The following is a 12,664-nucleotide window of genomic DNA, read 5'->3' on the forward strand; positions in this document are numbered from 1 at the left end:
AATTTGCCTGTCAGATTTGCTGTTATTGCCTTAAATAAATCTGAGGCTGTTGGGTTTCAGGATGGCGGGTAATGCCAAGATCTGCTTGATACCATTTTCTCAGAGTATGATCATTTAGTACCTCTTCTGGCGTGCCCGCAGCGACAAGTTTCCCTTTATGTAGCAAAAAGATTTTATCTGCATAAAGGGCAGCAAGATTCAAGTCATGTAGAACACAGCACATAGCCATAGGCTGCTCCCGTGTCAGTCGATAAAGCAGACGCAAAGTATGTTGCTGGTGGTAGAGATCCAGGGCTGATGTGGGTTCGTCAAGAAACAAGCAACACTCTATTGGTGTTGGAGACCAAAGTTGAGCAAGGACGCGAGCGAGTTGTACTCTTTGCTGTTCACCACCGGAGAGTTGCCGGTAGTCACGGTGACGTAATTCCTGGCAATCTGTTTGCTCAATAGCAGTATCAATTGCTGTCTGTTTATGATGGATACCATGAGGAGAGCGTCCCATAGCAACCACCTCTTCCACACTGAAAGGAAAGGAGAGTGAGCTATGTTGACGCATGACGGCGCGAGTGCGGGCTAATTGTTCAGCCGGCCATTGCTCAATGGGTATTCCATGTAAATAACATTGCCCATGCTCAGGTTTTATATATCCCGTTAATAGTCGCAATAATGTGGATTTCCCGGCGCCATTTGGCCCAATGATGGCGACAATCTCGCCTTTATTTACCGAGAGCGAAACATTATCAATTATTTTCTGATTGCCAATTGAATAGCTTAAATTCTGTGCTTGCAGAGAAATATTATTTTTTATGGCATCCATTATGTGCGGTTCCCCGGTTGTTTGAGGATCAACCATAAGAAATATGGGCCGCCGATTAAACCAGTGATGAGGCCAACAGGCATTTCTGCCGGGGAGACCAATGTTCTTGCCAGTGTATCTGCGGTAAGCAAAAGAGAAGCTCCGCCTAACGCGGCGCCGGGGAGCAGCCAATTATGGTCACCACCAAATCGCATTCTGATCAAATGCGGGACAACTAGCCCAATAAATCCAATAACACCACTTAATGCAACAGCGCTGCCAATAAGCAGGGCGCTGAGTAGTAATAACTGGAATTTAGTGCGTTGGACATTTATACCAAGATAGTGGGCCTCTTCATCCCCTAATTGCAGCAGATTCAGTTTACGGGCCTGGCTGAAAGTTAGGATAGTGGCGGGAATAATTAGAGATGCGGCAATTGCCAATGTCGGCCACTCTATCTGGCTGAGTGAACCCATCATCCATAAGGAGAATTGTCGTAGCTGTTGATCGTCGCTGAGATAGCTCAGGACGCCAACAGCGGACATACAAAGGGCGTTGATAGCAACCCCGGCCAGTAATAAACGGGCCAGATTTCCGTAGTTATATTTATTGAGTGAAAAAATCAGTAATGAAATTAATAAGCTGCCAATAAAAGCAGCGATAATATGTCCGTACACAGCAATTGCAGATGGCAGGCTGACTGGCAGAACAATTGCCATTGCAACCATCAGTGCGGCTCCGCTGCTGATACCTAGTAAGCCAGGATCAGCTAGCGGATTACGAAATAACCCTTGCATTACCGCGCCGGAGGCCGCTAAAGCGCAGCCAACCAGTATGGCTAATAGCACCCTTGGTAACCTGATATTGAGCCAGATTTGCCACTGGGGATCACTAATCGAAGATTCCCATAATGTCTTGAAAGATAATGATAATGCGCCAATATTGGCAGAACCGATAGCCAACCCGGACAATAATAAACAAAGAAACGCTAAACCCAATCCCGGAGACTTCATACGGCTCATTGAGTCTTCTCCGCCGCCTGTCTAAGTTGTTTCATTACTGAGGGGGTTTCGAGGCCAAAACCGAGTAGCCCCATATCATCTACAATTAAAACCTGTTGTTTTTGACCGGCAGGGGTATGTTTTAATCCGGGTAATTGCCAGATTTTATCCAAACCGCCCATTGATTTAACGCCATCTTCCGTCACCAATAACAGATCTGGCGCGCTGGCAATAACACCTTCTTGGGAAAGTGGGCGATAATTGTTGAAACCTTGCATGGCATTAGTGGCGCCAACAGCGCGAATCATTTTGTCCGCTGCGGTTTTTTGCCCGGCGGCCATTGGCATGATGCCTCCGTGACTCATTACAAACAGAATACGGGTGGGCAAGGTAGTTGTCGGTATTCCTGCTAGCGCTTTTTGATATTGTTGAATCAGTTGTTCGCCACGTTCAGCCTGATTGACCGCCTTAGCGACGGCCTTAATTTTTTCAGGAATGGCTTCTAACGCTGCTTTTCCGGTTATCTGAATGACTTCTACGCCAGAATCCTGGAGTTGCTTAAGCGCCAGTGAAGGTTTTGCCAACTCACTGGTTAGAACCAGCGTCGGATTCATAGAGAGAATACCTTCAGGGTTGAGCATTCTCATGTAGCCGACATCGGGTAAGGTAAGCAATTCGGTTGGTTTCTGGCTGGTGCTGTCTCTGGCGACAACTTTTTCACCTTCACCAAGTGCAAAAACAATTTCAGATACATCGCCGCCGATAGTGACGATCCGTTCAGTGGAAAAAGCACTGAACGATGATACCGCAAGGACAAATATTAGAAGCCATTGTTTCATACTACACTCTCTTCCTGTATTAATTGCAGTTTTGGTAGAGCAGCCACTTGCTCACGCCACTGAGTTTGTTCAGGAGTGCCTTCTGTACGTTGACCAAACAGTTGAGCAATCTGATTGCCATTAGCATCAAATAGCTCAAGGCTAGTGACAAAACCATCTTCTGTTGGTTTACGAGTTACCCAGCTTTCAGCGATAGCACTCTCTATTAAATGTAGTGTGAAATTGCGGTTAAAGATATTAATCCATTTCTGATCTGAGTTTTCTTCCTGATATGGCATCAGACGCTCCAGCTTTCCGGTGAAAATTTGTACGCAACCGTGATTGCTGACGAAAATCATGATTTCATTCTGATCGTGATAAGCGGTGTTAATGAGCTCATTCAGCGCGGAATTTTCCACCTTGTAAGCCAGATCGCCCTGTACCGCATTGAAAACTTGCTGACGACTCAGATTATGGCGTTTAAGTAATGTGAAGAATTGATGAACGTTAGTCATTGCTCGCCACTCTTCATCAAGCTGGGCTTTCAGTTCATTTGTTATGGTCGAATAGGTAGTTTTTTCTATAGGCTTGATGACCAGTGCAGGGTTGTCTTCTGTTTGATATTTTTCGATCAGCGCTTCCCAAGCTGCCATATCAGTATTGCTTGTTGCATAAACTTTATGCAGTGCATCACCCTGATGATCAAAAAATTGAATGCTGTGGCGCATACCATTTTTTGCGGGTTCAACCAGATAAAACACACTACTCCAATGTTCAAAGAATATCCGCAAGTCGAGCTCATAAGGGTTCAGGACTAATCCAGCATGGCTGCTGAAACGTGTATTTTCGTACCGGCCAATTTGTTCATGAACAGCAAAATCGTTGCGGGTGATCGCTTTAATTTCACCAACAATAGCTAACTCTTCCAGTAACGTCGGGGCGTCAACATTAAGGCGTTTGGCATCGATACCAACGCGGCTATGCAATAATTCACCTTCACTGACATTCAGGTAGGCGGCCAAGTCACGGGCATATTTGGCTTTATTGTCAGCTTTGGCTTGCAAGTAACGTTCATAAAGTGACGAATTCACAATTTAACTCCTTGAAATATATTTATTTTAATTACCACTGGTAACTGACTAACAGTTTGGCGTTGCGGCCATCCTGAGGCGTTCCTTGTGGCGAGTAGTATTCTTTATCAAAAGCGTTACCCAAAACTGCTGTAGTAGTCACACCTTTTAGTATTCCTTCACCTTGATAGCTGACATAGAAATCATTAACGCCATAGCCGGCTTGTTGTTTAGGATCTCTACCTCTGGCATCTTTACCTTTGAAATTAGTATGTTTGGTGAATTGACCTACCCAGCCGACAGAGAAACCGGTTTGTGCAATAGGGATGTCCAGTATGCTGGTAATAGTATCTGGGTTGAGGTTATCAAGAGATGCACCGCTTTTTTCATCTTTACCTTCTGTGCGGTTGTAAGCCAGTTCCCAAGAGAACAGATTGGATTCATAGTTTATAGACGCATCCCATCCCCAAATCTTGGCGCTAGAGATATTGACAGATGTTGTATTCCTCCCTCGATTGACTATATCTGACTTAATATAATCTTTAGCTTTAGTATCAAAATAACTCGCTTTGAATTTCAGTTCGTCGTTATCTGCCAGTAGATTATCGAAACGTAACCCAAAACCAGACTCCCACGTTTCATTACTTTCTGGGCGGAGATTTGGATTGGGAGTCCAGAAGTTTCCGGGATAGTGCATAGAATCGTTATACATTTCTCCCATTGTCGGTGCGCGGAAAGCTTGAGCGTAAGAGGTAAACAGCATCGACCAGTCAGTTGGCGTGATACTGATAGCACCTTTGGAAGACCATTTATCTGCGCTGACAGCCTCGTCTTTAGAATTAGTTCCTTTATAGTTGTCATAGCGAGTCCCAGCGATAATAGAGACTGGCAGGTCGCGCAGAGTTATTTCATCTTGCAACCAGCCGGAATAAAAGCGGATATTAGCGTCAGGGAAGCTATCTGTATTACCCTCTGGGGCCTGTTTCTGTTTGTAAGTTTCACCACCATAAGTGAATTGATGCGCCAGCGGGCTGTCTGTCCACAAGCGGGAGCGGTTTTCCAATTTTATGCCATAGGTTTTCTGCTTACGGCCTTCAAACCCCTTTTTCTTAGTACGGGCATCGATAGTGATATCTGAATAATAAAGGTCGGTTTTGGCATTTAACCAATCATATTCCGCCGGATTTAATTGGTAGCTAAGTTGGGCGTCACGCTGAGTTGTCGTGCGGTCAGTCCAAGTATTAGGATCTTTATTTTTTCCGGTGAGTGTTTGTGGATTTTTAGGTTGATTAGCCTCATTGCGGTAATAACGTAATTGGCTGCTCAGGGACTGGTTGTCATCAATTTTCCAACTGCCTTTTGCCATCAGGTTACTGATAAATTCATCATTATCGCCAACTACGCCACCGCCGTGACGGATATTGCCTGAATCACGGGTACTGAAGGCAAATACGCCATCCAGGGATTCTGATTTTGCGAAAGTCGCGCCACCAAAGCCCATACTGTGGTCGCCTGTGGCGCCGCGAGCAAAAACGCGGAATCCGTGATCTTGACCCGCTTGCAGAAGATCTGCGGCATCAACGGTTTGATAAGCAATAACACCGCCTAAAGCGCCGCTGCCGTAGAGTAGGGCGGAAGGTCCGCGTACAACTTCGACTTGTTTAATGAGTGCTGGGTCCAGGAACGTACCATTGATATGACCGGTATCGGTACCTTGGCGAATACCGTCAATCAATGTCAACACACCTTTTGGACCATAACCACGCAAACTGACATCTTGCCCATTAGCGCGATTTGTACCGGCTATATTAATGCCAGGTATTCTTCTGATGAGGTCGTTAGCATTACCTGCGGTCTGGCTTTGTGGTGACTGACTCTTTATCACCGTCACCATCATGGGAGCTTCGAAACTATCCCTTTCATTACCTGTTGCATAGACAGTTATCACATCGCGGGATGATTTATCACTGTCGGAATCGGGCGATTTTATTGCTGCATGAGCAGCCGAAATGCTACTGATAATTGCTAAGCTTAACGCTGATAGTTTAAGTATTGATCTTGCAGATTGAGACATCAGACGAATCTCCATAATAATATTTTATGAGTTATGGATATAGCTGGCTGCCCCGATACGCGATCTGGGTGGCTGGCTGAGTTATTATTTTATTTAGTTAGTATCAGCTTACCGGCTTTAGTTTGGCGCAATTGGTAAAATTCTCCTTGGTGACGAATTTTGGTAATTCCTAGTTCACCTAATAGTTGTTTACTGTCAATGTAGCCAATTTGCACAATTTCAGCAGGATAGATGTTGCATTGTTCTTTAAGTGCAATGAAAGAATGTTGGTGACATATTTTAGTCATAAAACCACTTTGCGAATACTAACTATTATCATAGTGAGAATTATTATCGTTATATAAAGAGGTGACTTCAAGCAATATTTTTGGTGATCATGATAAACACATTAGTGCAAGTTAATTAATTTGTTGTCAGTTAGCCTTTTATGAATGAAAAAGGCCAACTCGGAATAAGGATTCAGAAACGGTAACTTACTGCTTCGGCGAGAATGTCAATAAGTTGTTCTGTATCTTGCCAGTTTAGACAAGGATCGGTGATTGATTGACCGTAATTTAGTGGTTGCCCTTGAATGATTTTCTGGGTGCCTTCAACCAGAAAACTTTCAGCCATCACACCAACAATCGCGGTAGAACCCTCTTGAATCTGTTGGCCCACCTCTTTTGCTATAGTCAGTTGGCGTTTATGCATTTTCTGACAATTACCATGACTGAAATCGATAACTAAATGTTCTGGTAAATTAAATTCACGTAGCTGGGCACTAGCTATAGCGATATCTTTGGTATTGTAATTAGGCTGTTTGCCGCCGCGCATAATAATGTGACCGTATGGGTTGCCTCCAGTTTGATAGATGGCCATCTGACCGTGCTGATCTGGCGAGAGAAATGTGTGACAAACACTGGCTGCGCGGATTGCATCTATGGCGATACGGATGTTGCCATCCGTACCATTTTTAAAGCCAATTGGGCAGGCAAGGGCGGATGCCATTTCACGGTGAATCTGGCTTTCTGTTGTTCTGGCTCCGATTGCGCCCCAACTGATCAGATCGGCAATATATTGGCCGGTCGTCATATCCAGAAATTCGGTTGCCGTGGGTAAACCTAACTCATTGACGTCAACCAGTAATTTCCGGGCTAAAGTTATACCCCGATTTATCTGGCAAGAGCCGTCGAGATAGGGATCTGAAATTAAACCTTTCCAGCCTACTACTGTGCGCGGTTTCTCAAAATAAGTTCGCATAATAATTTCCAGTCTGTGCTGGTATTTTTCACGCAATCTGTTTAGCCGCTGGGCATAATCCAAAGCGGCATCAATATCATGAATAGAGCAAGGGCCGATGATTACCATAAGCCGTGGATCATTCCCACAGAGAATGTCTGCAATACGTTTCCGTGACGCCGTCACATTGTTGACGATTTTTTCGGATACGGGAAATTGAATTGCAAGAGTTTGAGGTGTTACCAAACTATCGACACGGTGAGTCCTTAAACCATCTGTTTTGTACATATATTTTCTCAAAGTTCGTTTCACATTAGCAGGCATATCTATAGGCAATTGAAATTACAATAAACGAAAACGACTAAGTTAAACAAATGATATAATTAATCATATGATAAATTTTTCTCTATTATTCCTATTGATATATTTTTAAAACATTCGGCGGTTTAGCTTCATCATGTCGATTATTTTGGTCGAGATTTCTTCAACAGAATAATTGGTGGTGTTAAGATAATTAATCTTATTTTTACGGAATAAAGCTTCAACTTCGGAAATTTCTATTCTACATTGCCTTAATGATGCGTAACGGCTATTTTCTCGACGTTCTTCCCTAATCGCCGCCAGCCGTTCAGGGCTTATAGTTAAACCGAATAACTTATGTTGAAATTGTTTTAACGTTGCAGGTAATTGTAAATTGTCCATATCATCCGCAGTGAAAGGATAATTTGCAGCCTGAATACCAAATTGCATGGCTAAATAGAGGCTAGTGGGGGTTTTCCCACAGCGGGAGACGCCTAGTAGGATAACCTGTGCTTGGTCAAGATTACGTAAAGAGATCCCATCATCATGCGCCAGAGCATAATCAATAGCGGCTATGCGAGCATCGTACTGACTGAGATTCTTCTCAGTCAGACCGTGGGTACGATTAAGTTCGGGTTTGGGTTCCAATCCGGTTTCTTGCTGTAGTGGGGCGACCAATGTTTGTACAATGTCCTGACAAAATCCTTCGCTGCTGGTAATAATATTTTTCACTCCAGAAGAGATAATGGAATAGAAAACCAAAGGTCTTATACGAGTATCCTGATATATCTGGTTTATTTGTTGCTTTATTTCTTTTGCGCGGGTTTCACTGGCAACAAAAGGGAGAGTATAAGAGGTTATTTTGATCGGAAATTGAGATAAGACAGCATGGCCCAATACTTCTGCGGTAATTGCTGTGCCATCTGAAATAAAAAAAACGGTGCGTTCAACATTCTCAACGCTTTCAACATTATTATTACGTTTTGCTGATGATTCTAATCTGAATTCTGCCATGATATTTATAGTGACCTTTTATCTTTCCAATTGTTTAGTTGAATAAAACCGGGTATTGATTTTCTGCCAAGTATACCTAAGAAAAAAATAATGTGTTGGGTTGATCGATTCACCTTTCTATGTGTGCGAAAACATTGTGTTAGTCTATTTATGGCTGTTCTATGCAGCGCCAATTTTCCGATTTGTACTCATGAATGTTAAAAGGATTGTTTTAATGCCCAATAATGACCTCACCCCGTGTAATGTGCTTTGGTATAACCAATTAGGTATGCATGATATTGACCGGGTTGGTGGTAAAAACGCCTCCCTGGGAGAAATGATCGCTCACCTATCAGAATTGGGGGTTTCTGTCCCGAATGGTTTCGCAACGACAGCACAGGCATTTAATGATTTCTTGGAACAAAGCGGCGTCAATCAGCGTATTTATGACTTGCTGGATGAAACGGATGTTGATGATGTCAATCAACTGTCTAAAGCCGGCGCCCAAATTCGCCAATGGGTGATTGATACGCCATTTACGCTACAACTGGAAAAAGATATTCAGGATGCTTATCAACAGTTGTCTGAAGGAGAGCCAGAAGCCTCTTTTGCTGTCCGCTCTTCGGCAACGGCTGAAGATATGCCAGATGCTTCTTTTGCCGGGCAGCAGGAAACTTTTCTAAACGTGCAAGGCATTGATGCTGTGATGGTTGCCATCAAGCATGTGTTTGCTTCATTGTTTAATGATCGCGCTATTTCCTATCGTGTCCATCAGGGATATGACCACCGAGGAGTTGCGCTATCAGCGGGTGTGCAACGTATGGTGCGTTCTGATCTCGCCTCTTCCGGTGTGATGTTCACTATTGATACTGAATCAGGGTTTGATCAGGTTGTTTTTATTACCTCTGCTTACGGATTGGGTGAGATGGTTGTTCAGGGCGCTGTGAACCCGGATGAGTTTTATGTTCATAAATCAACCCTAAATAAGGGAAAACCAGCCATTGTGCGGCGTAACCTGGGTTCCAAAAAATTGCATATGATCTATGCTGACAATAAAGAACATGGCAAGCAGGTACGTATCGAAGATGTACCAACATCACAACGCAATCGTTTCTCTTTAGCTGATGAAGAAGTTGAGGCGTTAGCGCGTCAGGCACTATTAATTGAAAAACATTATGGCCGGCCAATGGATATTGAATGGGCTAAAGATGGTCATAATGGCAAGTTATACATTGTTCAGGCGCGTCCTGAAACTGTTCGCTCAAACCAGCAGGTTATGGAACGTTACCAATTGAATGAACAAGGTCAGGTATTGGTGGAAGGGCGTGCCATAGGCCATCGTATTGGCGCAGGTCGAGTAAAAGTTATTCACAACTTGAATGAAATGGATCGCATCCAACCGGGTGATGTTCTGGTCACTGATATGACCGATCCCGATTGGGAGCCTATTATGAAAAAAGCCGCTGCGATTGTGACTAACCGAGGCGGCCGGACCTGTCACGCAGCGATTATTGCCCGTGAATTGGGCATTCCCGCGGTTGTTGGCTGCGGCGATGCAACGGAGCGCTTAAAAGAGAATCAGCCGGTGACAGTTTCCTGCGCGGAAGGTGATACGGGTTTTGTTTATCAGGGTCAACTGGATTTTACTGTACAAAGTTCTCAGGTCGATCAGTTACCAGAGCTTGATATAAAAATTATGTTAAACGTCGGCAACCCAGATCGTGCATTTGATTTTGCCCGATTGCCGAATCACGGCGTAGGCCTTGCTCGTTTGGAGTTTATTATTAATCGGATGATTGGTGTACATCCCCGAGCATTACTGGAGTTTGATCAGCAAACTCCCGAGTTGCAGCAAGAGATAAAATCGCTGATGGCCGGTTATGATAATCCGGTTGAGTTCTATATTGGGCGCTTGACTGAGGGGATCGCTACTCTGGCGGCGGCGTTCTGGCCGAAGCGGGTTATTGTGCGTTTGTCTGACTTTAAATCCAATGAATATGCCAATCTGGTTGGCGGTGAGATTTATGAACCTGATGAAGAGAACCCTATGCTAGGTTTCCGTGGCGCAGGGCGTTATGTCTCTGACAGTTTCCGTCGCTGTTTTGCATTGGAGTGCGAAGCCGTTAAACGTGTACGTAATGACATGGGGTTGACTAACGTCGAAATTATGATCCCGTTCGTACGTACGGTAGCTCAGGCTGAAGCGGTTATTGCTGAACTGGCGTCCCAAGGGTTGAAGCGCGGTGAAAATGGATTAAAAGTCATTATGATGTGCGAGATTCCGTCCAACGCTATTCTGGCAGAACAGTTCCTTGAACATTTTGATGGCTTCTCTATTGGTTCTAATGACATGACTCAATTGACTCTTGGTTTGGATCGGGATTCTGGGGTGGTATCTGAACTATTCGATGAACGTAATGATGCGGTCAAGGCCATGCTCTCATTAGCTATTCAGGCGGCCAAACGTCAAAACAAATATGTGGGAATTTGTGGTCAAGGGCCTTCAGACCATCAGGATTTCGCTCACTGGCTGATGGAAGAGGGGATTGATAGCTTGTCATTAAATCCCGATACCGTTGTAAAAACTTGGCTAGGATTAGCAAAAGTGAGTTAATTGAGAATAATACGCAATTGAAATTAAAGGCCCGTCAAAATAATGGCGGGTTTTTTCACAATTAAGGTTACTGATTACGGTCTCCGTGGAAAAGTATAAAAATAACAAAAAAAAGCCTATCATGGGCGTGATAGGCAAGGACTACACACAGCAATATAGGCGTTTCTAACAAGTAGAACCATAAAAAGGAGAAATAAACGTCTCGTTCATAGCCCGTTTATATTAATTTAGTTATATGGTTTATTCATTAAGAATTGTCCTAATTTCCGTATTATTTACGGCTAAAATGGGCTAAATTTAACTAATTTTTAACAATTTTTTCACAATAATTATATTTAATGAATAAACACCTCGGAAGAGTGGTGAGATTTGTACCCTATGGATTTCGAGATGCATCGCGGCGGCAAGGGAGCGAATCCCCGGGAGCATAGATAACTATGTGACCGGGGTGAGTGAGTGCAGCCAACAAAGAGGCAACTTGAAAGATGACGGGTATATAAGATTATGCTTTAGCGAAAGAGTTAATTCTCTTCCGCTGTGTAAGTCAGAATTAATTATCATACAAATTATTCTGAAAATTCTTGTTCCAGATATTTTTCAGTTTCGGCTAAATCATTTTTAGGCTCTGGGACTTCATGCATCCATGCGATTAATAAACGATAAGCAACCGCTAATACAACGGGGCCGATAAATAAGCCAATCATGCCAAATGAGAGTATTCCACCAATAACGCCTATTAATATCAGCGCCATAGGTAAATCTGCGCCCAAACGAATCAAAAATGGGCGAAGAAATCCATCCATTGTTGTTACGATGCAGCTCCAGACCAGTAGTACGGTGCCCCAGGTTGTATCACCTGTCCAATAAAGCCAGGCGACAGCAGGAACTAAAATCAGTAATGGGCCAAGCTGAGCGACACAGCAGACAAACATGAGTACTGTCAGCAACGTAGCATAAGGAATGCCTGAAACAGCCAGGCCGAGGCCGCCGATAATGGCTTGAACCAGCGCGGTAACTACTACGCCGAGCGCAACGGCACGGATGGATTGCGCTGCCAACAGGATGGCGGCATCTCCGCGTTTATTTGCCAGGCGAATGGCAAAATGGCGAATACTTAGCGCCACCTGTTCGCCTTTCAGATATAAGAACACGCTGAATAGCACCATCAAACCGAGATGGAATACGAAGCGCCCGGCATTTGCTGCTTGAGTAAAGAACCAGGTTGCTGCTTCTCCAATATAAGGCTGGACTTTAGCTATCAGGACATTTCCACCGTCAGTAATGAGTGAGTTCCAACCGCTGTAAAGTTTATCGCCAACCAGAGGAATACTATTTAGCCAAGTCATTGTCGGTATCTGAAAATGGGAGGGGGATTTAGCCCACTGGATTAATGGCGCGCTGTTTTCCAATAAGCTACTCACCAGTAATGCGACAGGGATCACAAATAATAGAATGAGCAGTAGCGTCATGATGGAGATGGCAATCCAGCGTTTACCCCATAAACTGTTCTGTAGTTTTTCTAATAATGGCCAGGTGGCGATAACAACCATGCCTGCCCAGACAAAACCGAAGATAAAGGGCTTTATCACCCAAAAACTGGTAACAATTAACAGTGACAAGAAAATTAAAGTAAAGAAGAGCTTTGGTAGGTCATAATACGGTTGAGATTTGTCCATAAGTTAATTTCTCTCAGGGATTTAGTGGCGCTAAAGATAATGAATAAATAGGATGTTATCTACAGGTTACCCAAAATAGGTGAATATTATGATAAGGTAAACGC

General features: G+C 43.8%; 10 protein-coding genes. 1 reads left to right on the forward strand and 9 read right to left on the reverse strand.

Going from position 1 to position 12,664, the window contains the following annotated elements:
* Window positions 1–22: 22 nt before the first annotated feature.
* From TI10_RS00885 to ppsR, 8 genes are all read right to left on the reverse strand, one after another.
* Window positions 23–817, reverse strand: a complete 795-nt coding sequence (locus TI10_RS00885; RefSeq protein ID WP_049581292.1) for a heme ABC transporter ATP-binding protein — start codon at window positions 815–817, stop codon at window positions 23–25.
* Entirely contained in the window at window positions 817–1,818 is a 1,002-nt protein-coding gene (locus TI10_RS00890) for a FecCD family ABC transporter permease (protein ID WP_049581293.1), read from the reverse strand. The genes TI10_RS00885 and TI10_RS00890 overlap by 1 nt, the downstream gene beginning before the upstream one ends.
* A complete protein-coding gene (locus tag TI10_RS00895) occupies window positions 1,815–2,636 on the reverse strand; it encodes a heme/hemin ABC transporter substrate-binding protein (RefSeq protein ID WP_049581294.1) in 822 nt (273 codons plus the stop codon). Before TI10_RS00895 ends, TI10_RS00890 begins: the two co-directional genes overlap by 4 nt.
* Window positions 2,633–3,706, reverse strand: coding sequence for a hemin-degrading factor (locus TI10_RS00900; RefSeq protein ID WP_049581295.1), 1,074 nt, complete (start codon window positions 3,704–3,706; stop codon window positions 2,633–2,635). The genes TI10_RS00895 and TI10_RS00900 overlap by 4 nt, the downstream gene beginning before the upstream one ends.
* Window positions 3,707–3,737: 31 nt before the next feature.
* A complete protein-coding gene (locus TI10_RS00905; RefSeq protein WP_049581296.1) occupies window positions 3,738–5,759 on the reverse strand; it encodes a TonB-dependent hemoglobin/transferrin/lactoferrin family receptor in 2,022 nt (673 codons plus the stop codon).
* Between the two features lie 89 nt (window positions 5,760–5,848).
* Window positions 5,849–6,046 carry a hemin uptake protein HemP gene (gene hemP / locus TI10_RS00910; protein WP_049581297.1) on the reverse strand — a complete coding sequence of 66 codons (198 nt, stop codon included), beginning with the start codon at window positions 6,044–6,046 and terminating at the stop codon, window positions 5,849–5,851.
* 172 nt (window positions 6,047–6,218) lie between these two features.
* A complete protein-coding gene (locus TI10_RS00915; protein ID WP_049581298.1) occupies window positions 6,219–7,265 on the reverse strand; it encodes a 3-deoxy-7-phosphoheptulonate synthase in 1,047 nt (348 codons plus the stop codon).
* A 141-nt stretch (window positions 7,266–7,406) separates the two neighbouring features.
* Window positions 7,407–8,291 carry a posphoenolpyruvate synthetase regulatory kinase/phosphorylase PpsR gene (gene ppsR / locus TI10_RS00920; protein ID WP_074524861.1) on the reverse strand — a complete coding sequence of 295 codons (885 nt, stop codon included), beginning with the start codon at window positions 8,289–8,291 and terminating at the stop codon, window positions 7,407–7,409.
* A 214-nt stretch (window positions 8,292–8,505) separates the two neighbouring features.
* On the opposite strand from ppsR, the gene ppsA reads away from it, so the two are divergent.
* On the forward strand, window positions 8,506–10,884 hold the full coding sequence (ppsA, locus tag TI10_RS00925) for a phosphoenolpyruvate synthase (protein WP_049581299.1): 2,379 nt from the start codon (window positions 8,506–8,508) through the stop codon (window positions 10,882–10,884).
* Window positions 10,885–11,450: 566 nt separating this feature from the next.
* On the opposite strand, the gene ydiK is transcribed toward ppsA, so the two are convergent.
* Window positions 11,451–12,560 (reverse strand): AI-2E family transporter YdiK, encoded by a 1,110-nt coding sequence (ydiK, locus tag TI10_RS00930; RefSeq protein WP_049581300.1) that lies wholly within the window; start codon window positions 12,558–12,560, stop codon window positions 11,451–11,453.
* Window positions 12,561–12,664: the final 104 nt, after the last annotated feature.

Origin of the sequence: Photorhabdus luminescens subsp. luminescens (genome assembly GCF_001083805.1) — a bacterium.
GTDB classification, from domain to species: domain Bacteria; phylum Pseudomonadota; class Gammaproteobacteria; order Enterobacterales; family Enterobacteriaceae; genus Photorhabdus; species Photorhabdus luminescens.

Coding starts and splice junctions, on each gene's coding strand:
- hemP (WP_049581297.1), bottom strand. CDS start 6,046: ATGACTAAAATATGTCACCAACATTCTTTCATTGCACTTAAAGAACAA.
- ppsA (WP_049581299.1), top strand. CDS start 8,506: ATGCCCAATAATGACCTCACCCCGTGTAATGTGCTTTGGTATAACCAA.
- TI10_RS00905 (WP_049581296.1), bottom strand. CDS start 5,759: ATGTCTCAATCTGCAAGATCAATACTTAAACTATCAGCGTTAAGCTTA.
- TI10_RS00890 (WP_049581293.1), bottom strand. CDS start 1,818: ATGAGCCGTATGAAGTCTCCGGGATTGGGTTTAGCGTTTCTTTGTTTA.
- ydiK (WP_049581300.1), bottom strand. CDS start 12,560: ATGGACAAATCTCAACCGTATTATGACCTACCAAAGCTCTTCTTTACT.
- TI10_RS00885 (WP_049581292.1), bottom strand. CDS start 817: ATGGATGCCATAAAAAATAATATTTCTCTGCAAGCACAGAATTTAAGC.
- TI10_RS00915 (WP_049581298.1), bottom strand. CDS start 7,265: ATGTACAAAACAGATGGTTTAAGGACTCACCGTGTCGATAGTTTGGTA.
- TI10_RS00895 (WP_049581294.1), bottom strand. CDS start 2,636: ATGAAACAATGGCTTCTAATATTTGTCCTTGCGGTATCATCGTTCAGT.
- ppsR (WP_074524861.1), bottom strand. CDS start 8,291: ATGGCAGAATTCAGATTAGAATCATCAGCAAAACGTAATAATAATGTT.